Source organism: Burkholderia sp. Bp9031 (assembly GCF_003857965.1).
Classification (GTDB): domain Bacteria; phylum Pseudomonadota; class Gammaproteobacteria; order Burkholderiales; family Burkholderiaceae; genus Burkholderia; species Burkholderia ambifaria_A.
Map to the genome: position 1 here is coordinate 1 of NZ_QTPW01000010.1, position 20,826 is coordinate 20,826.

Sequence of the window (20,826 nt, forward strand, 5' to 3'; positions counted from 1 at the left end):
GACCGTGAAACGACTCTACGCCGATGATAGTGCGGATTCCCGTGTGAAAGTAGGTAATCGTCAGGCTCCCTAAGCCAGAAACCCCCGCCCGAACAGGCGGGGGTTTTTGCATTTGTAGCTCGGATTTTCTGCCGCAGGAAATCTGTCGGGCGGGTTTAGACTTCGATGAACGACGAGATCTGCGAAGCAATCAGACGCGGCGCCGGTTGATGCATCGCGATCGGAGAAGTGTCTCCGATTGTCACGTTTTGCTGGTTGGGCGAGGTATCGGTGATACGAGCAGATATGTCATCGTGCTGTATGAGTAGAATCGCAGGACCGATGCGATGGCGGAGCGACAGCTACGATCGGTGATTGATGTTGTAACGGTTGTTGAAGTTGAGTGCTGAAAACTGCGCGGCTATTTGGGCTAGGGACGGGCACAGCAAGACTTTCCGAGCGTTGAGCCAGCCGCCGAGGCAACAAGGGCCGCATAAAGCGGCCCTGCCAATTTACAGCGCAAACGGGTTTCGGCCGCCCGGTTGGCTTCGAAGACCTTCACCAAGCGCTCTTTACCCACCTGGATGGCGACAACGTCCGCCCACTGTGGGAGGACGTTCGTATTTCACGGGTGAGTGATGGCATCGACGTGCAACTTCTGCGTGAGGACGGTACCGTACGCTCGATAAATAAGATTTTCACGCGCGTCACCTGCCCCCAGTCTGGGGCTCCCGGTTCGTCAGGATGAGGACGATAGGCCTCCGCAACCATACGGTAACCGTCGTCGATTGGGATGACAATCCGGTTGTCCGCGGTCTCGTCGAATTTGCCAAAGCCCCATTCAACATACTTAAGCGGAGATTCGGCCGCGCGCAAGTCCGCCAGCCGGCCATGAATTGCCCGACCAACGGCCTCCCCGTAATTCAGCTTTGCCGAGCGCGGGCTCTCACACACCTTTCGGAGCTTCTCGTCTTTAAACGCCAGTTTTATGGGCATCGTATGAACTATGCCGGCGGCCGAGAAGCTGGCCAGCCTACGTAACGCTTACATGGAGAGCGTTGTCGTCTGTCTTTATGGATTGCGCGAGCTTCTGCGGGACTGCAAGCCATCGGCCCGAAAACCCGGAGGCACGCTTCACGACCGAGATTTTATCAACAACCCAGAATAGACCGATGGCAGGCGATGCAAGCAGGCTGCCAGCACCCTGGATTGTCGTCGCGACCGAGAAAGTGAGAACCACCTCAAGACTGTGGCCCTCGCTTCTGCCGCTGTGACATCAATTGGGTGCCGCTATCTGAGCTATCGGAGCGCATCCACCCATAAATGTCTCAGTGGATGCGTCCCAAAATCTCAGGTTATGGCTCCCGCTACAGTGTCGGGTGTCGTAAATATTGAAAATTCGCCCCATTGAATTTATTGGAGTTTTTCACTAACTCTGTCACGGCGCTTCGAGCTTTTTGACGCGAATAGTGAAAAAACTCGGCAGCCACGCCACAAAACGTGAAAATTTTTGCGGGTGGACCGCAGAGGCCCGCGGCACAAGGCTCTGCGCCGCGCGAGCTGAGCGTCGAACTGATAGGCATGAATCGCACAAGCATCGCGAGCGGCGGAAAATCTGCGAGGGTGGGACGCCGCGTCCCGCGAGCTGGCTTCAACTGACCCTGGCCCCGAACACGTCCGACCCCACTGCGATTCCTCTGTGGAGCACGGCCATGAAATCGGATCGGATCTGTGCCGCCTGCGGCGCACCCTTCACTCCGCTCTTACACATCCCGCATCAACGCTTCTGCTCGGCCAAGGCGTGCCAGCGTGCTCGCCGGCGTGCATGGCAGCACCAGCGCATGCGAGTCGATCCCGACTATCGCGAGAATCAGATCCGCGCCCAGGCCAACTGGCGGGCCCGACATCCTGACTACTGGCGGCACTACCGCGAGACGCACCCGGCCTATCGAGATCGCAATTGCGCGATGCAGCGACGACGAAATGTGCGGCGCACCGCTGGTGCTGTTGCAAACATGGACGCGTGGTCGGCCCATCGCCCGCTGGCATCTGGGTTCTATATCCTGCGCAACGCGGTTGAGGCCGGCGTTGCAAAGATGAACGCGTGGACGGTGCACATCGCCGTGCTGTCTGAGCCGAGGCCTGTTCCGGCGTGATTGCAAAGAGATGACGTGTACGACAAGGGTCTATGGCCTGCTACCTTGGCTGTGTACTCGCTCGCATTCGACGTCGTTGCAAGGCGCGACGCGTCCGCCGATACAAGTCCATGTAGTTGATGTCGTGGACGGCGCAGCGAGGAGCGGTTGCCGGTGGGAGCTGGATCGTGGACCTCGAATGCACATGCGAATCCGTTGGCGAGCAGACTTGCAGGATGCGGGCTGCTGAATACGTTCGGATGTCGACGGAGCACCAGCAATACTCGACGGAGAATCAGCGTGATCGGATTCGCGACTACGCTGCTCGTCGCGATCTCGAGATCGTGCGGACCTACGCCGACGAGGGTAAAAGCGGTTTGCGTATCGATGGGCGCCAAGCGCTGCAGCAGCTGATCCGGGACGTGGAAACCGGCATGGCCGATTTCCAGGTGATCCTCGTCTACGACGTAAGCCGTTGGGGACGATTCCAGGATGCAGACGAAAGTGCCTATTACGAGTACATCTGCCGGCGCGCCGGCATCCAGGTCGCTTATTGCGCTGAACAGTTCGAGAACGACGGCTCGCCGGTTTCGACGATCGTCAAAGGTGTGAAGCGTGCGATGGCCGGCGAGTACAGCCGTGAGCTGTCAGCGAAGGTCTTCGCAGGTCAATGTAGGTTGATCGAACTCGGTTTCCGGCAAGGCGGCCCGGCAGGCTATGCGTTGCGCCGGATCCTGGTCGACGAGCATGGCCTCATGAAAGGGGAATTGCAACGCGGTCAACACAAGTGCCTGCAGACGGACCGCGTCATTCTGATGCCCGGCCCGGATAGCGAGGTGCGTATCGTCAACCTCATTTACAGCTGGTTCATCAATGAGTCACTCAATGAGCACGAGATCGCCGCACGCCTGAACGGCATGAATGTTCAGACGGACCTTGGGCGTCCCTGGACTCGGGCAACTATTCGGGAGGTGCTGACCAACGAAAAGTACATCGGCAACAACGTCTACAACCGTGTCTCGTTCAAGCTGAAGAAATCGCGCGTCACGAATCCGTCGGAGATGTGGATACGCAAGGAGGGGGCGTTCGAATCCATCGTGCCGAGCGAAACGTTCTATACCGCGCAGGGCATCATGCGGGCGCGCGCGCGGCGCTACTCGAGTGAGGAGCTTATCGAGCGTCTGCGAAACCTGTATCGAAGCCGAGGCTTTCTATCGGGCGTCGTGATCGACGAAACGGAGGGTATGCCGTCCACCTCGGTTTATGTGTATCGCTTCGGCAGCTTGATTCGTGCGTATCAGACGGTTGGCTTCACGCCAGGACGTGACTATCGTTATATCGAAACGAATCGCTTCATTCGGCAACTGCACCCAGAGATCGTTGCCGAGACGGAAAAGAAGATCGCAGATCTCGGCGGATCCGTGTCGCGTGATCCGGCGACAGATCTGCTGACCGTGAATCGGGAGTTCACTGCCTGCATCGTGCTGTCACGGTGTCAGGTGCGCAGCAGCGGCCGTAACCGCTGGAAGGTCCGGTTCGACACGAGCCTACTGCCGGATATCACCGTCGCAGTCAGGTTGGACCAGAGCAACTCGACGGCGCTCGACTACTACCTGCTGCCGCACATTGATTTTTGGCAGCCTCGTATCAGCCTCGCGGACTGGAATCCGATCGAGTTCGAGAGCTATCGCTTTGACACGCTGGACTACTTATACGGTATGGCACAGCGTGCTCGGCTGAGGAGACGAGCATGACTCAGCGTGAACAGCCCGGCGAGGTTCGGATGATCCCCATCAGCCAGATCGAGGTGATCAATCCTCGCGAGCGCAATGGTCGAGTCTTCGACGAAATCGTCAGCAACATCAAGACGATCGGCCTGAAGAAACCGATCCTGGTCACGCCACGGGCAACGGCAAGTGGCGTGGAGAAGTATCTGCTCGTGTGTGGCGAGGGGCGACTGAAGGCGTTCCGATCGCTCGGCGAAACGACGATACCAGCGCTGGTGGTGAGCGTGAGCGACGAAGACGCTTTCATCATGAGCCTGACGGAGAACATCGCGAGACGACAGTGCCGACCGCTCGAACTGCTCGCCGGCATACGCGAACTGCAGGAACGCGGATACGCCCCGAAGGCGATCGCCGAGAAGACGGGCCTCACACAGCACTACGTGCAGGGAATCCTGACGCTGCTGCATCAGGGCGAGGAGCGACTTGTGATCGCGGTGGAGAAAGGCCGAATCCCGCTGAACGCAGCGTTATCGATTGTTGGTGCCGGCGACGACGATGAGGCGATCCAGGCCGCACTGCAGGAGGCATATGAATCGGGGAGATTGCGTGGGCGCCAGCTGATGGACGCTCGGCGCGTCATCGAGCGGAGGAAAGCGCTCGGCCGCACGGCGAATCGAAACATGACGCGCAAGGTGATGGACGTGACCACATCGAGCCTCGTCCGAACGTATCAGCATGAAGTTGAGCGGCAGAAGACGATGGTGCGGAAGGCAGAGTTTACGCAGCAGCGGTTGCTGTTCATCGTCGGCGCCCTGAGGCAGCTATTTGCCGATGAGAACTTCGTCAATCTGCTGCGCGCTGAGGAGCTAGCGACTTTGCCGAAGTATCTGGCAGAACGTGTATGGCCGAGCGGGAGTCCAGCATGACCGGCGTAGCACTTGGGTTCATTCCCGAACCACTTTCCGTTCCAATCGCGAGCATCTTGCCATCGCGACGCACGCCTGCCGGCATGATGAACTCGCGAAAGTTCAAGCAAATCAGAAGCTCCATCGAAGAGGTGGGCTTGATCGAGCCGCTTTCCGTGACGCCGGTCGACCAGGCATCGGGCAACCACGTCCTGCTCGATGGGCATCTGCGATTGATCGCGTTGCAGGAGCTCCAGTTCAACACCGTGTCCTGTCTAGTTGCAACTGACGACGAGAGCTACACGTACAACAACCGCGTCAATCGACTATCGACCATCCAGGAGCACTTCATGATTCGTCGGGCGGTTGAACGAGGTGTGTCCCCGGAGCGGTTGGCGAAGGCGCTGTCGGTAGATGTGTCTCAGATCATCAAGAGGATGGCATTGCTGGATGGGATTTGCGCTGAAGCGACCGAGCTCCTGAAGGACCGGCAGTTTTCGCCGGAGCTCGCGCGAGCGCTCCGGAAGATGAAGCCGACGCGGCAAGTCGAATGTGTTGAGCTCATGGTGGCAGCAAACAACCTGTCCGTCTCGTACGCTGAAGCGTTGCTCGTTGCGACGCCGGCTTCGCGGCTGGTCGAAGGGAAGAAACCGAGGAAGCTTGCCGGCGTGAGCCCCGAGCAAATGGCGAAGATGGAGCGGGAGATGAGCAATCTGCAGGGGCAGTACAAGGTGGTCGAGCAGACTTATGGACAGGACGTGCTCAACCTCGTGCTCGCAAAGGGCTATCTCGCGAGGCTGCTTGAGAACGAATCCGTGCGCCAGTACCTGCAAGCCCAACAAGCGGATTTGCTATGCGAACTGCAGTCCGTCGTCGATACGATCGCCTTAGAGCAGCCGGCCCTCGATCCCACTGCCTGAGCTCAGATAGTTTGGCGGAGTATCGTTTCAAAAATCGGTCTGCTGATCACGAAAATTGCGTGATCCAAAATTCGTATGTTGAGACGTTGCGAATTCGTCTAAAGAATTTTACCTTTATGTCGTTATGTGCTTAAAGGGGCTCACTGCGTGTTGCAGTCGAGTGGTTCCATAGCCTAGATCGTGAAAATAATGAGCAATATGACTTGTACTCACTGCCGCACTGGGGTTCCGCGCGGCGCGACGGTTTGCACCGGGTGTCAGGCTGAAGTTGAGTATGGGCCCGCAAGAGGACTTTTCGGCGCGGCGCTACTTGCTGCCGCGTTCGCGGGCTATCAAGCGCATCGCCACCTGCCCGAGTCCATGTCAGTAGGTGGCTGGGTTACAGGTGCAGTGGTGTTTGTTGGGCTTAGCCTGCTCATACAAAAGATGTTCGGCGACCGCGTCGTGTTTAAGCGCGTGTACAAAACCCGGCGATAGCTGCAGAGCATCACGATTTCTCAGTCGGCCATGTATCGGCGAGGCTGCTCATATGTGCCTGTCATGGATCGTAATGAATGCCCTCTTCTAACTACTGCCGGCAAGTAGACCGAGCGCCTCACGAAGTAGCGCTATCGACATTTCAATTTGCGAGGCGGATGCATCGCTTCGTCCTGCGAGCGACAAATACGCTTCGTGCACTGCATTCGAATGTTTGGCCAGAGCTACCAGATGTGGGCCGCTTGGTCCCCGAACCGCAGAGAGCCAGTTCTGTACGGTGCGCTCGCTAGCACCCGTCCACCGCGCCAGTGTTTTTATCGCGCGCCGTGAACCTCCCACTTCTCCTTTGAGCGCAAGGGCGATGACGAGTGGGTATTCGCTTCCCACCTTTGATGTCTCGTTGTCGCGCAACTTCTTGCTTGTTTTCGGCAACATTTTTCGCGTCTCCAAAACTATAGTCGTTTGACGGAGTGTCTTGACGCAGGCGGGCGTGGGGTAGCTTGCCGGAGGGAGGCAGCGTGGTCCGCTCGACGCGACAGGCAGCGCATGAGGGCTTGGATACCGAACGCCGGGCGGTCGCGTACGTCCGTATGTCCACGGAGCATCAACAGTATTCGACCGAAAATCAGCTGGACGTCATTCGCGTATTCGCGGAGACACGAGACCTCGAGGTCGTTCGCGTCTATGCCGATGAAGGGAAAAGCGGTCTACGTCTCGACGGCCGGGATTCGCTTAAGGCATTGCTGCGCGATGCAGAGTCAGGCAACGCGGACTTCTCTGTCGTATTGGTCTACGACGTTAGCCGATGGGGGCGATTTCAGGACCCCGACGAAAGTGCCAGCTACGAGATTCGATGCAAGCATGCTGGGGTGAAAGTTCTCTATTGCGCAGAGCAGTTCGAAAACGATGGGAGCCCCGTCTCCAGCATCATCAAGAGTGTGAAGCGGACAATGGCGGGGGAGTACAGCCGCGAGCTCAGCGTGAAGGTTCATGCTGGGCAAAGCCGACTGATCCGTTGCGGAAATCGACAAGGCGGTCCTGCCGGCTACGGATTGCGCCGCATGCTGGTCGACCAGGCGAGAGAAATCAAAGGCACGCTCGCGCGCGGCCAGCAAAAATCCATTCAGACTGACCGAGTCATCTTGTCTCCCGGCCCGGCAGAAGAAGTGGACACTGTTCGCGGTATCTACAGCGCCTTTGTCGAGGATGGACGAACCGAGACCGAGATAGCAGCGTCACTGAATGCCGAAGGCCTTCGGACTGATAGAGGGACTTTGTGGACGCGTGGCACGGTGCATCAGATTCTCATCAACGAAAAATATGTTGGGCACAACGTTTGGAACCGCACCTCGTTCAAGTTGAAACAACAGCGGGTTAAGAACCCACCCGAGCAATGGGTGCGAGCGGACAACGCGTTCAAGCCAATTGTCAGTCCCTTGTTGTTCGAAGCTGCACGGCAGATCATCATGGCACGCTCATATCGTATGAGCGATGCCGAGATGCTCGAGCGCTTGCGTCAGCTTCTTCTGAAGAATGGTTTTCTGTCAGGCATCGTCATTGACGAAGCTGTCGGCTGCCCGTCCAGCAGCGCGTACATGCACCGCTTCGGGAGCCTGCTGCGAACCTATGATCTGATCGGCTACTTGCCGAGTAGAGACTATCGCTACGTGGAGATTAATCGGCAACTGCGCCGACTTCATCCTCAGATCGTCGCTCAGGCGATACAAGCTATGACGGAAGCCGGAGCAGATGTCGTGAAGGATGCGCGATCCGATCTGCTATGGGTCAACGACGAGTTTCGTGTTTCTCTCGTTCTTTCCCGTTGCCGGCCGACCGCAGTCGGAAGCAATCGGTGGGTGATCCGCTTCGACAATGCCCTACTGCCCGACATCACTGTCGCGGCGCGTATGGAGTTCGATGCCAAGTCGATCCGCGACTACTTCTTACTGCCCGCAGTCGAACTGCGGGTCGATATGGTGCGCCTTCAAGACTACAACGACTTTGGGTTCGAGGCATATCGCTTTGACGATCTTGATGTGCTCTGCCAACTCGGGCGTCGTGCGGCACTCAAGGGAGTTGAGTATGAATGATCGACTGGACAGGCTCGGGTCAACACTCGCGCGTAGCGACGCGATTGTGCAAATTCCGTCGAACCAACTTCGAGTACTGAACCCGCGTACACGAAACCCATATTTCTTCTCCCAGCTAGTCGAGAACATTGCCACGGTTGGACTGAAGCGGCCCATCACAGTGGCCAACGGAGGTAAGAACGAGGAAGGAGATTGGTACGAGGTGCTATGCGGGCAAGGGCGACTCGAGGCGCTCAAGGCCTTAGGCGAGACGATGATTCCGTGTTGCATCGTCGAGGCCAGTCAGATAGATCGCTTTTTGATCACACTGACCGAGAACATTGCCCGGCGGCGGCACTCCGCAGTGGAACTCATGAACGGCCTGCAAGTACTTCGAGCCAAAGGCTACACAAATGACCAAATCGCAAGAAAGACGAACTTGGATCCCGCGTACATCAGCGGAATTCTTGTGCTGCTCGAAAGAGGCGAGCAGCGGCTGCTACAAGCCGTCGAGAAGCGTGACATGCCACTGTGGCTCGCCGTTGAAATTGCGCGCTCGTCTAGCGAGGATGTGCAAGCAGCTATGCTTTCCGCCTATGAGTCGAAGACGCTGAAGGGCGAACAATTGATTCGAGTGCGGCGAATCATAAGTAAGCGGGAGGCAACCGGAAAGAAGATGAGCGGTCGACTGCATTCCAGGGACAATACGACGCCGCAGAAATTGCTCAAAACATATCAGACAGAAGTCCGAAGGAAAAAAATCGTCCTTCAGAACGCGAGAATTCAGGATCAGCGTCTGCTGCTCATCATCTCTGCGATCAAGCACTTTTTGTCCGACGAACATTTCCGAACATTGCTCCGCGCAGAGGGGATAAAGGACATCCCCGAAGCGGTTGCGACGCGACTACCGCAGGAACTGCTGCCATGACGACCGTTAAGCGAGGCTTCGAGGAACGGATCATTGAGGTGCCGATTGAACTGATCCACCCGGGCTCACCCCTCTCCAAGGGGATGGTCCTGACGCGCAAGTTTGGCTCGATCATGACCTCGATTGAGAAGCTGGGCATCATCGAACCGTTGGCTGTTTTCCCGTCAACCGAGCGCCTGGGACACTATGAACTGCTAGATGGGCGTTTGCGACTTGAAGCGTTGAAGCAGCTCGGTCGCGCTGTAGCACCGTGCATGATTTCGACGGACGATGAGGGATTCACGTTCAATCGGCATATCAACCGCCTGTCCGCAGTGCAGGAACACAAAATGATTCGGGCCGCTCTCACGAAAGGCGCGTCCGAAGAGCGCATTGCAGAAGTCTTACGGACCGATGTTCGTAGTATTCGTGAGCGAGCGACGATGCTCGACGGCGTCGCGCCTGAAGCTGTTTCTATCCTCAAGAACCGGCAGGTACTGCCCAAGATATTCATTCTGCTCAAGAAAATGAAGCCGTATCGGCAGATCGAGGCGGCCGAAATGATGGTGGCGGCGAACAAGTTCACAGTCCCATACTTGGAGATGATCCTCGCGACAACCAGGCCTGAAGGATTGAATGACTTCGCGAAGCCGAAGAAAAAGAGCGAGATATCGCCGGAGGATCTAGCTCGCATGGAAGCGGAGATGGAGCGCCTGCGTGAAGACTGCCAAGCTGTTGAGACGGAAGTGGGCGATACCATGCTCGCGCTGGTCGTCGCCAAAGGGTTCATGAGCCGCTTGCTCCGTAACAACAATATCCACGGGCATCTGAAACGGTATCACGGCGACTTGCTGGACAGCCTCGTCTCGACGATGGACGCCATAGCAGCCGACAATCGGGCATCGGAACAGGAGTAGCCCTACACGGACTCCCTCACTTCATCACCATTGTGCCTAACGCGCATGTGAATGTGGAAGCGGTCGGGCCGAGCCGCTTACGAAAATGATAGAAGTTATGCAAAAAATTACGACGCAATTCGAAGATGCCAAGTCACTTGCGGCTGAGTTCGATCGAGATATATTCGGCTGGTATAAAACTCAATGGAAGCAACGTACGGAAACGAGAGCGGTACTTCCTGAGGGGATCGTGGTGCCATTGGGATAGCGAGGATTGATCGAATTTTGATAGCCCACGCTTGCTCGGGCGACAAAGGAAATTTGTCAATTTAATTTGTCGCCGTGATATTTTGATGGGCGAAATTGATCGTAAGTTAATTCACGGTCGTTTTTGAGGTGGCGTGGTTACATGGGATTACTCCCTCTAGAGTCGGGAGAATAGCCTTTCGTTCGTCCGCGTTTAAAAGGCGTATCGGCCGTGCTTTCGTGCTTGAGCTATTTTTTGAGCCCCAAATGCTCGTAAAAACATACGCCTTCGATTGATCTGGGCCAACAAATACAATTTTCCTCAATGGGCCAGAAGCGGGATCATCTCCAGTGCATGCCTTCTCATCCAGCATATCGAACTCCCATGCCAATTTAGAAATTGCTAGTGTTTCAATGTCTGACATTCCTATTGCGTTTTGGGCGCCGTACGAGAGACAAGTTGTAAAGAAAGCTGCTATTGCGGTCGCGGCAGCAATGATGCGCACCTTGACGGGAGTTCTCTTGTTCTTGATTTCAAATAGGCCAAAAAGTGGAAAGATAAGGGCTTGAAGTGCTAGGAGCAATAGTGCTGTCCAAAGCGACAAAATGCCAATTGATGACATGAATACACCCGCACTGAAGGCAATGGGAAGGTGCATTGATGCTCCAAGGAAGTGCGCAGAAATCCGACTGGTCGCGTCGGAGTGCCCAATCCATATTAATATTGCCAACCCTGTCCATCGAATCCAAGCACAGAACGGACAATTTAGTGCTTCGACTAGAGTGTCTCTTCTGCAAAAATGAACCGCGAGTGCTGCTAACGGCAGCATGCTCGTTGCGATTAGTGTAATCATGGCGTTGAAGACATCAGTTTCTTTATAATATAGAAAAAATAGTTTAAGGGCGGATGCGAAGAGGGTCGTGTACAGTAGGACTACACGAGGCATAGAGAACTCTTTTGTAATGGATTCGCTGAAGGCATCCATCTTTTGACGAATATGGTTTCTCTCAATAAACAGCCTAATTCTCTTTCCGATAAAAATCGCGCAGTGCGTCATGCTGGTGATGATCCAGCTGCGTCTGATAAACCGTAAAAACTTGCTCAGTATCAGTATCGTTGAAATTGCAGCGCCTGGTGTGGCCAACACTAGAAGAGCGCCGATTATAATTTTGATGGCATAGGCAATCATTTTATTTTAAATGAATTGTGTGTGATGGTGTCGTCGGGTTGCTGATTCAAATATCGTTTCCGAGATGCAGGGGGCAACCCCTAACCTTTGGAAAGCATACGTTGCGCGTGGGCGACATAGGCGAGCGGGCGATTCATCGGAGCACGATTGCCTCGAATGCTGTTGATCGCTTGATAGGCGGCACCTGCGAGCGACAGTGCGGCACCCGCATATGCAGTTACGTTACCTGAGTCTGTTGCCTGAAGTGTCAGGCCGGCACCACATAATGGGATTAATGCTCCAAGGGCTACCGATCCGAACGACGGGCGCATAGCATCCTCGATTTCAGCGATATCGGATTTGCAGTTCCGCAAAAATGCTTCGTTAGCACCAACACGATCGTCAGCATCCGGAAGAGTTGCAACATAGACACAATGCGCTTCGATCCGAGCGCGCAGAGGGGGGAGAAGATGGCCGTATTGACTCTTGAATCGCAGAAGCTTGTCCAACTGCACGGGGCCAGTTGGAGTCGGAAGTAGGTGCTGCAACACGACTTCTCGAGCTTTTTGGCGATGAAGGTCCCGTGCCGATGACTTAGGGCGAGCCAGTAACCCGGCGGCAAAAGTCATCTTATTGGTCACGGGCGTTGCATTGACCTCAGGGATCGCCCCCAAGCATGCAGCCAGATAGGACATGAACATGGTCGCTGTGGTTGTCTCCACGTCGTACCACGGCCAGTCGACTTCCTTGGCCAGGCCAACCTCCACTAAGAAGCGAGGTATTTCACCAAGCTTCTCTGCATGAATTCGGGTGAACGTGTGTCGGGGGGGATGTTCTGGGGTGCGCAGGCGGAGCCACTTCAGCCGGTGTTCAATCAATGCGATGAAGCTGTCATCGAAGCGGTCTAAACGATGGATGTACGCAGCAGGTATTACTGGTTCCACAAGGCCTTCGTTGAGTAACACCCTCATGAACCAGTTCATCTGTTCGGGATGGTTCATATGGTCCATCGGAACGATGGATGATAGTTTGTCCCAATACAAGAGCGACTTCACTGTCCACGCGTCGTCAGGAAGCGTGATGTAGGGAAAATAGAGTGCGTTGGCGCGCATGTGGTTCTTGTGATCTATAGTTGCGTCGATTTGCAACGAGGTGGTATGTCTTGCGACTAGCGCAAGCCGATAGCACGCTCTATTGCTTCTTGGCGGACCTGGAGAATCTGCCGTCGCTCCGCTTCTGAATCAACCGCAAATTGAAGTAGATATTCGAAGGGATCGATGCCCAAACTTTTTGCAACTTCCCCCAAGGCGGTAGCAGCTTCGATTCGGCGGAGTTCGTCAAGATCAGCACCAATGATATTGGCAACTTCTTGAGATAACTTGTCGACACGTGCCCTGGCCGCAGGAAATTGTGACAAGAATCGTTCGTAGCCGACGGCGATTTGTTGAGCTGATAGCAATGGTGAACTCATAGATGTATGTTCAGTGTCGAAGAGGTATTCCGAGAAAGATTCGATCCCAGTTGACAGAGTGCATCGAGATGCTGGAGCACGAAACAGTCGAGGCCAGCTCAAGAGAACATGTCTAACATATATTCAAGTGGGTGACTGTAATGTGGCGTGCTCCGTACGGGGTTGACTCATCTATTTTGACTCGAGTTAATTAGAACGTCCTGAGGAAACGGTAGGTAAATTTTATCCGAGGACGTCTTCATTCAGTTTTCACGATAGCAGATTGCGCCAAAGACGAACATAAAGGCGGCCGTAGCCACCAGCCAGGGAAAGACCTGGGTTCCATGTATGGCCGGCCACTTACCAATTAAGAGAACCAACGTTGCTGCCGAACAGTGAGTCAAGATCGAAGATACTTCGTCCGATATCTTGCCCGAGAAGCGGACGGCCCATTGCTCCATCTTAATTGGACGTCCTCTGCCAAAGCAGCGACTTAATTTAATGCAGACGTAAAGGACAATGATGAAAATTGTGTCGACCAGGATTGCTGCGGAGCCGATCAGAAAGACGGCCGTTATGTCGATCGGTTGGTCGGTGCCAATGTTTCCTACCACGAGAAACGGAGAGGTAAAGCTGCGTCCGAGCTCGTTGAACGCGCTGATGAACAGTGAGGTTCTCAACAGGACTGCGACGACGGCCCATATTACAAGAACCTGTGGCACCCTCCTCTTCATGAACTGACTAACTCTCGAGAGAGTAACGAAGTTCTTCATCATCTGCCGCCCGTCGATTATCTGCCACTCGTCTTTTTTGGGCTTTGTGCTGTTCATTTTGGTTGGTCCCCGATTCGTACGGATTTTTGCATAGTGCACCCAGCAAGAACTCTATTTTCACTGTTCTGGACGTAAATCGAACGGATATCACATACCTTTGCGCTTCCTCAAGGCGCAAATTATCAGCATATCAAGCGTTAGGCTGTTGGTACTCGTTGATCGAACACGCCGCGGCGATCCAAGGGCATCGGGTGCGCCACTCAGGGAAAGCGACCAAAATATGGCCATCGCGTACGACGGCACGACCGGTTTCAGGGTCATCGAGAATTTCCGCCCGCGCGTCGCCATCCTCGAGATTGATTTATCTGGCATGAACGGCTTTGTCCGCATTCGCGTCCACCGTGGGGTGCGCTCCGGTGATATTTTCAGGGCCGCTCAGGTGGACGACCTGAGCCGTGTTGCGAGGACATCAACTGCGAGTGGCGGGTCCGAGCGATGAATCATCGCGTGACAGTTGGCGCACAAAGGGATCAAATCCTTAATCGGATCGATGACGTACGAAGCCCCGACCGAACTCAGCGGCCGCAGGTGGTGCACGTGAATGTAACCGCGTCCGATGTCGCCGTAGACTGCCTCGAAGTCAAAGCCACAAGCAGCACACCGATACCCGTGGAAGGCTAGACAGGCCTTGCGCGCGACGGGGTTACGTTCGTAAGCGTTTACCGTCACGCGCTTCATCGCACCTTCGAGGATCGTGGGTGGTACGGCAGCAGCCATGTCTGTCGGAATTTCCTCAGCCAAGGTGCCTTCACCTCCATGGGCGGCGTTCGTAAAGCGCCAGCGCACCCGAGCGGGTATATCGTCCGATACAGATATGGCGCGGCCCAGACCGGCGTACGTGAAGTTGTCGCGATCATTCTGGCGCCAGAAAATGTGAACTTCCGCGTCAGGCGCAGTCATCTTGGCAATCATCGGCTGAGTTCGATGACTCCTGGTTTTGCCGCTCCAAACCAACTCATCGCCCTCGAAGCGGTTACCGTAGTCGTGCCCAGTCCGGCCCGGCGTCCCAACGCCGCAAAAGACGAGAAAGGTTCCATCATGTTGGACGTATCCCGTGAGCCAACTTCCGCCGCTCGGCAGATCGGGAAGTCCAACTGCCAGCGCGACATCACGACGGCTATAGCTGCCTCCCACATCGAACTGAAATTTCATAGATTATCGTTCCCCGGACACGCCTCAGTTTGGTGTCATGCTACCGCATAGGCTTTCAGGCGACCGCCGGTGCATTGCGATGTGTGCAACTGGCATTTGAAAGGTGCAATCCGGCACAGATGCTTTTCGGGGCGTCTTTGGACACGAGATGGAGCCGAAACGAAAGTCAGCCGGAATCGTAGAGCGGTAGTCTCACCGTTGATCAAACGGACGTCGGCAAAGGCCCAAACCGTGCCCGTCGCTATGGACTCAATGTCGTTTGCGATGATCCGTTAACTATATACACACAGACGGTCGCCAAAAGCCTCGAACAATAACGACAAGAGGAGAAACAGATGAACGAAGCATTCAAGTCTGCCGGCACGGGGTTGCCCATGTGGACGTCGAAGGAAGACAAGCGTGGCCTTGATCCGCTGGGCATGCAGACCACCAGCATCGCCCTTTATCAGGAACTGCTTCCGGGCATTAGCAACGTGACGTTGCGCATGCGTTATTACGGCTTCTATGCGTGGGTCGCGCAAAACTACGCTGAACGGATCGGAGAGACATCGGTGGAGCGCTGGTGCATTTGTCTGCGACGTGCTGAAGCGCTGTACGCTCTCGTCGCGGCGGTGGCGAACAGCGAGCGTGGCGTGGCAGGCGTCATCTGGGCGAGCAACAAGTTGGCGCAAACCGCGTCGGGAGATCTGGTGTTTCATCCGAACACAGATCGGGGCAGCCATCCGCAGTATCTGAAGCAGAAGTTCGGTGCATTTGGTGCGGCTTATGGCTCGCAACTTATCGAAATCGGGGCGCTTGAGTACGTCGACGCGCATCAGGTGCCGGTACCGACAGCGGATGTCGGCGACCGGCTTGCGAAGCTGTTCAACACGTCGGTCGGCGACGCCGCCGAAGTCTTCTGGCATGCCGCTCACGAGGGCACGGTCTCGCGGCAAGAGCTTGTAAAGCTGGAGATCATGCTGCCGTCGCGCATCGAAGCGGGTAGCGAGGAATGCCGTTTGTACCAGGACTTGCTGTTCGCCAAGCTTCATCCGAAGCGGCCTGCAGCGGTCGTGCGCAGCCAGACCTTGCGCCTGATCCTGCGCGCGGCGCAGGCGAATGCCTCTGGCATCGACGTGGAGCAGGTGCGCTGGACGCTTTATGCCGGGCGAAACGCGGACGGCGAAGCATTCGATGACGTTCCCTCGACCGAGGACGAACGCTGTTTCGCGTGGAGCGTATATCACGCCAACGATCTCCTGCACGTCGCCTACGAGGCGATTCTCAGGTTCGTGCTCGATGTGCTTGCACTGACGCCCGCTGGCCTGCCACTGGAACACCTGGTCGCAAGAGTAGCCGAACGGCTGACTGACGCGTTGGCGCACCATGAGGCTGGCACATGGGACGTGCTCCTGACGAACATCCGGCTCGCCACCGACCCGTGGTCTGACAGCGATGCACTCTCCGAATATCGGCTTCACAACGACGTGCTCGCCATCAGCGATTCGGACGAAACCGACGGCGATGCCATCGCTGCGCGGGCGGTCTTGCTGCTGGCCGTTCTGCACAAGCGGTGGGAGGACCGGTTGGAGCGGGTCAAGCTGTGTTGCCCGGTCGTCGCGGAAGGCGAGTTCGTACAATCCATCGTGACTGAGCTGTCCGACCTGCGCGCGCATGCACATCTCCCTCTGCCCGAACTGCTCATGCGGTTGGTTCGGTGCAGGATCGTCGAGCGGCACCTTTGGGTGGCGATTCAGAAGTTCCGTGGACAGGGCGATTACACTTTCCTGCTCGAATGCGATGACGGACGCGTGCGGCTGCGTCAGGGTACGGGGCCGGTACTGACTAATCCGCGTCTGTCGTCCGCAATTACTTTTCTTAGAGACCTGCACCTATTGAACGATGCAGGTCCGACTACCGCCGGCCTTGAGGTACTCGCCGCATGAAGCTCTTCAACTCCTTTGCGGAAACGGGCTATCACACCACCATCGTGACGACCTTCGGCGTGGACTTTGCCGCCTACGAGTCGATCGCGCTGCCGCGCTTACGCGAGGCGGGCAGCAGCAACAATGTTTTAGTCGCCGATGCGCGGATGGTCGCGCAGGCCATGGAAGGCGGCCTCCGGCGACCGCGGTTCGCTGGCCGCCGCTATTCGGTTGTCGGCATTCAACCGGCTGGCGTCTTTCACCCAAAGCTAATCCTTCAGCTCGGGAATGCGTCGGGACGGCTGATGGTCAGTTCCGCGAATATGACCGCGGCAGGCCTCGCGGGAAATCTCGAGGTCATCGGAGAAGTCAGGACCGATGAAGCCGATCCGTCTGCCGTGCCGATCCTGCGCGCCGCACTCGACTACCTTGAGCGCTTGCTGCCTGAGGTGTCGGTGGCGCGGCGTCAACTGGATTGGGCTTTGAAGCGGACACGCTGGCTGGCGGAGGCAAAGCCTGGCAATGGCACCGTGATGTCCGACGACGGTGGCGTGCTGGCATTTCTCGCCAGCGGCGGAAGGCACGGCATCGGCGCGCGCTTCATCGAGCGGATCGGCGCGCGACGGGTCACGCGCTTCATTGCGGTCAGCCCGTACTGGGACGCGGACCTCGGCGCGCTCGATCGCTTCAGGCATGAACTTACGCCTGCTAGGACGGCAGTCCTGCTGCGCCCCAACACGCGGCTTTTTCCCGTGCATCGATGGCGGAACGACGCGAACGTGAGCCTACACGACCTCAAGGACGTAAAGAGCGCAGGCTCCAGCCGCTTCGCGCACGCTAAGATTTTTATCGCCGAAACGGAGACGGCCGACTGCGTCCTGTTCGGCAGCGCCAATTGCACGACGGCGGCCCTGGGCGCGGAAGAAGGGGACGGTGTCAATGAAGAAGCGTGCTTGTATCGCGAGACCGCGCCGGGCCGGGCGGCCGAGTTGCTCGGGCTGGATAGTGCACTGATCGATGCGACGGCCATTTCACCGGAGACGGTCGCTTCATACCATCCCGCCGACGATATCCCGATGGCAGAGTTTCAACGCCGCCTGCCAGGACGCTTCGAACTCGTCGGCGACCGGCTGTACTGGTGGCCGCCAACTGGGCTGGATGCAACCCACGCGGAAATCGCGCTGTTCGACAGCACTGGCGCGCGCCTGACGGTTAGCCTTGAGCGCGTTGGAAGCGGTGCCGAACGTATTTGCTATCGATGCCGTGCTGAGGCAGTGCCACACTTCGCGCAAGTGAGCGCGGACGGCTTTGAGTCGTCGCTCGCTATCGTGACCATCGAGCAAGCCCTCAAGGAAGCGCAACGCCGCTCTAGGAGCCGTGCCGTCGATAACGCGCTCGCGTTACTGGACGACGAGGATGCCATCGAAGGGCTGTGGCTGCTTGAAGTGATTCAGAAACTTCAAGCAGCGGAGCGCGAGGCCGAGACCACAGCCGGAGGTCGGGCATGCGGTCACGAAAGAGAGGAGCGCGACCGGCAGGGTGAAAAGGATGAAGGCGTTTCGCGCACGCTGAGTTACGAGCAGTTTATCGCTGGCCGCAGAAAGGCCGCTGACGGAGAAGACGATGCATCGGTCAGCCATCTGACATCGTCGCATCAGGAGTCGGTGCGCGGGTTCCTGAATGCGCTCATCGGGCGCGGACGGCTGCCCGTTGAGACCGGCGACGAAGACGACGCGGCGGGCCAGAACTGGTCGCTTGGCGATGAGACGTCGAATGGCGACGGCGCGCTCGATAACGACGACCGGTTCGGCTCGGACGATCTGGTGTCGTCAATTAAAGTCGATGCCGCCACGCAGCGTTTCCGACGTCAGCGCCAGTACGTCAACGACACGCAGAAGAGTCTCATCGAAGCCGTTGAAGACTTCATCGAACTGCTCCAGAGCGAGGCCTCGAAGCGCGATCTAGATGTCGTGGACTTACTGCGTTTGCGTGCGCTGCTCGTCGTGGTGTTGGGCGCCGGCAGCCGGAAATCCAACTTGATGCCCGGGGATACCAATACGAAGGTGTCGCGGCAGCAAGTGCTGCCGAGTGCGGGCGATGCAAGCTGGCAGCGACGTGTCACCCGGCTGCTCTATGAGCTGTTCCGCACGAGGAGCGGCGGACAGCCACTGATTGCGCGGGTTGTCGTAGATCCCGGCCTCGGCAGCGGACTGCCTGAGGATGTGCTCGAGTGCTGGGCGACGTGCTTCTGGGCCCTGTGCGCAATGCGCGTCTTTGTTAGCGAAGAGGGAGTCCCGGTACAGAACGGGCACCGAGAGGATCGATTGGCTGCGGCCCTCTATCGCTTCGCCTCTCTGCTGCCAGAAGAAGCACTTGGCGATGCAGTGAGAGAGGTCTTCGCAGGCATGTCCCATCGTTACGGAGCGCGCCTCGGTGTAAACGAAGCGGCGGTGCTTGAGGAGCATGCCCGCCTTTGCACACAAGCGCAGGAGGTGGCTCAATTTGCGTGACGACCAAGGACACTAGCGAGAATTGTTCGTCCGCGACATGTCAGTATTGCTTCAGCGGGGCGAGGACCTACGAAGACTAAGTGCGGTCGCCTAGAATGCTATTGGGTACCAGCCCAAGTGGTGATGGCGTAATCTCGATCCGTTTCTGCGAAGTTGAGTCTAGCTATGAGCAAGAGGACAACGATATTCCTCGACATCGATGGAGTTCTACATCCAAATTCTGTGGGCGAGCTCGAATACGGGCCCAACGGACCGGGGGTGGTCGGGCAGGGAGTTTGTTCACTGCAGACCAAGCTGGCCGAACGGGTCAGCGGGAAAGCAGTCGACATCGCAATCCACAGCACCTGGATTTATATGTTCGACCTCAAACGCTTGCAAGATGAGTATCTGCGCGAGCTGAGCGCAGCTACCAAAATTTATCTCACGAACCGGCGTATCGAGAGCCGCTCGCTACGGATAACGGACTATATGCGAAGGCATCGGCTGACTTTAGCCGATGTCCTGATTCTGGACGACGCCCCCAAGGAATTCGCATCCGCCCCGGAACTACTATCCCGCCTTGTCGTATGCGATCCGGCCCGCGGGATAGACGATCCCGCCATACTTCGACAGATTGATGAGTTCGTTTCATAAGCGATACTGATCGATGTCAGTCGGATCTCGATTTCGCAGGATGCGTAGACGCAGGTCTATCTTGCATCGCGTAATGCAGAGCGCGGGCATCGTGTAGTGCATGGTGGCGACCGCCGAACTGTTTGTAGTAGGACTCCAACCGAACCTGGTCTATCTGGTCACGTATGAGAAGCCCCTGCCAGCCACTCGGTACACCATCGAGGATATCTACAAGAAGATCCCAGTCTCCTGCAAAGTCCATGCAGAAGATGCCGCCCTTGAATGGGCGCAGCCACTCGTGAAGCGCCCGCTGGAGATCTTGGCGCGAGAACACACGGTCAGGATATTGACCTAGTTGCGGCAGCACCGCTTCATGGACAAATGCACTACAGGCGCGTCGATCGACGTCGTTGCACTCGGCGTAGAACTCCCGGCCATCATCGGCGACCAACGCAACGCTGATTAGATGGCAGTCGATGAAGTCGGTGAACTCTGTATCAACAAAGATTCGCATTGTTCCCCCTTGGTGTTGAGCACCAGATTGGTAACGACATAAGGATGGCGTTTCGCATTCGCCATGTAGGCTCGCGTTACTCTGTCGGCGCTGGCACAAGCCGTGACTCGACGATCGAGAGAAACTCTACAATCGAAAAATCAAGTCCTCTGCACAGCGCCACGACGGTGTCGAGCGTTGGCGAACGGCGGCCCTGCTCCAAGAGCGAGATGTACGTCCGGTCTAGGTTTACAGCAAACGCGAGCGTTTCTTGCGTGAGATTTTGCGATGTTCGGAGCTTTCGCAGTGTGAGGCCGAATGCGACGTTATGATTGCCGCGAGCTGGATAGGTGTCGGACTTAAGAAGATAAGGAGTATCGCTTTGCGATGCACTGCTTTGTATTTTCTCAAGATCGATAGGTTCGATTTTCATTGGATGTGA

General features: G+C 56.6%; 17 protein-coding genes. 10 read left to right on the forward strand and 7 right to left on the reverse strand.

Features of this window, described 5'->3' with window-relative positions:
- Nucleotides 1-1,691 precede the first annotated feature (1,691 nt).
- The 7 genes from DIE15_RS15305 (at nt 1,692) to DIE15_RS15340 (ending at nt 10,036) form a co-directional block, all read left to right on the forward strand.
- Nucleotides 1,692-2,135, forward strand: coding sequence for a hypothetical protein (locus DIE15_RS15305; RefSeq protein WP_124833706.1), 444 nt, complete (start codon nt 1,692-1,694; stop codon nt 2,133-2,135).
- A 119-nt stretch (nt 2,136-2,254) separates the two neighbouring features.
- Nucleotides 2,255-3,868, forward strand: coding sequence for a recombinase family protein (locus DIE15_RS15310; protein ID WP_124833806.1), 1,614 nt, complete (start codon nt 2,255-2,257; stop codon nt 3,866-3,868).
- Nucleotides 3,865-4,767, forward strand: a complete 903-nt coding sequence (locus tag DIE15_RS15315; RefSeq protein WP_046544129.1) for a ParB/RepB/Spo0J family partition protein — start codon at nt 3,865-3,867, stop codon at nt 4,765-4,767. Before DIE15_RS15310 ends, DIE15_RS15315 begins: the two co-directional genes overlap by 4 nt.
- On the forward strand, nt 4,764-5,666 hold the full coding sequence (locus tag DIE15_RS15320; RefSeq protein WP_069353979.1) for a plasmid partitioning protein RepB C-terminal domain-containing protein: 903 nt from the start codon (nt 4,764-4,766) through the stop codon (nt 5,664-5,666). The genes DIE15_RS15315 and DIE15_RS15320 overlap by 4 nt, the downstream gene beginning before the upstream one ends.
- Nucleotides 5,667-6,697: 1,031 nt before the next feature.
- Nucleotides 6,698-8,233: a recombinase family protein gene (locus DIE15_RS15330; protein ID WP_260428266.1), complete on the forward strand. Its 1,536-nt coding sequence runs from the start codon at nt 6,698-6,700 to the stop codon at nt 8,231-8,233.
- Nucleotides 8,226-9,140, forward strand: a complete 915-nt coding sequence (locus DIE15_RS15335; protein WP_069353976.1) for a ParB/RepB/Spo0J family partition protein — start codon at nt 8,226-8,228, stop codon at nt 9,138-9,140. The genes DIE15_RS15330 and DIE15_RS15335 overlap by 8 nt, the downstream gene beginning before the upstream one ends.
- Nucleotides 9,137-10,036, forward strand: coding sequence for a plasmid partitioning protein RepB C-terminal domain-containing protein (locus DIE15_RS15340; RefSeq protein ID WP_069353975.1), 900 nt, complete (start codon nt 9,137-9,139; stop codon nt 10,034-10,036). The genes DIE15_RS15335 and DIE15_RS15340 overlap by 4 nt, the downstream gene beginning before the upstream one ends.
- Nucleotides 10,037-10,389: 353 nt before the next feature.
- Here DIE15_RS15340 and DIE15_RS15345 read toward each other — a convergent pair whose 3' ends face one another.
- From DIE15_RS15345 to DIE15_RS15365, 5 genes are all read right to left on the reverse strand, one after another.
- Complete coding sequence (locus DIE15_RS15345) at nt 10,390-11,451, reverse strand: hypothetical protein (RefSeq protein ID WP_124833708.1); 1,062 nt, start codon at nt 11,449-11,451, stop codon at nt 10,390-10,392.
- An 80-nt stretch (nt 11,452-11,531) separates the two neighbouring features.
- On the reverse strand, nt 11,532-12,542 hold the full coding sequence (locus DIE15_RS15350) for a hypothetical protein (RefSeq protein WP_124833709.1): 1,011 nt from the start codon (nt 12,540-12,542) through the stop codon (nt 11,532-11,534).
- A 56-nt stretch (nt 12,543-12,598) separates the two neighbouring features.
- On the reverse strand, nt 12,599-12,901 hold the full coding sequence (locus tag DIE15_RS15355) for a DUF6388 family protein (RefSeq protein ID WP_124833710.1): 303 nt from the start codon (nt 12,899-12,901) through the stop codon (nt 12,599-12,601).
- A 242-nt stretch (nt 12,902-13,143) separates the two neighbouring features.
- Nucleotides 13,144-13,710: a hypothetical protein gene (locus DIE15_RS15360; RefSeq protein WP_069353647.1), complete on the reverse strand. Its 567-nt coding sequence runs from the start codon at nt 13,708-13,710 to the stop codon at nt 13,144-13,146.
- A gap of 378 nt (nt 13,711-14,088) precedes the next feature.
- Nucleotides 14,089-14,865 (reverse strand): HNH endonuclease, encoded by a 777-nt coding sequence (locus DIE15_RS15365; RefSeq protein WP_124833711.1) that lies wholly within the window; start codon nt 14,863-14,865, stop codon nt 14,089-14,091.
- Between the two features lie 335 nt (nt 14,866-15,200).
- Here DIE15_RS15365 and DIE15_RS15370 point away from each other — a divergent pair, with 335 nt between their 5' ends.
- The 3 genes from DIE15_RS15370 to DIE15_RS15380 all read left to right on the forward strand — a co-directional run bounded on the left by DIE15_RS15370 (nt 15,201) and on the right by DIE15_RS15380 (nt 19,912).
- Nucleotides 15,201-16,790, forward strand: a complete 1,590-nt coding sequence (locus DIE15_RS15370; RefSeq protein ID WP_124833712.1) for a hypothetical protein — start codon at nt 15,201-15,203, stop codon at nt 16,788-16,790.
- The gene (locus tag DIE15_RS15375) at nt 16,787-19,279 is read left to right on the forward strand and encodes a hypothetical protein (protein ID WP_124833713.1); all 2,493 of its coding nucleotides are present in this window, start codon (nt 16,787-16,789) and stop codon (nt 19,277-19,279) included. Before DIE15_RS15370 ends, DIE15_RS15375 begins: the two co-directional genes overlap by 4 nt.
- Before the next feature lie 165 nt (nt 19,280-19,444).
- Nucleotides 19,445-19,912, forward strand: a complete 468-nt coding sequence (locus DIE15_RS15380) for an HAD domain-containing protein (RefSeq protein ID WP_124833714.1) — start codon at nt 19,445-19,447, stop codon at nt 19,910-19,912.
- A gap of 16 nt (nt 19,913-19,928) precedes the next feature.
- Here DIE15_RS15380 and DIE15_RS15385 read toward each other — a convergent pair whose 3' ends face one another.
- Nucleotides 19,929-20,405, reverse strand: coding sequence for a 3'-5' exoribonuclease (locus tag DIE15_RS15385; protein WP_124833715.1), 477 nt, complete (start codon nt 20,403-20,405; stop codon nt 19,929-19,931).
- Nucleotides 20,406-20,481: 76 nt separating this feature from the next.
- A complete protein-coding gene (locus tag DIE15_RS15390; RefSeq protein WP_124833716.1) occupies nt 20,482-20,817 on the reverse strand; it encodes a helix-turn-helix domain-containing protein in 336 nt (111 codons plus the stop codon).
- Nucleotides 20,818-20,826 lie beyond the last annotated feature (9 nt).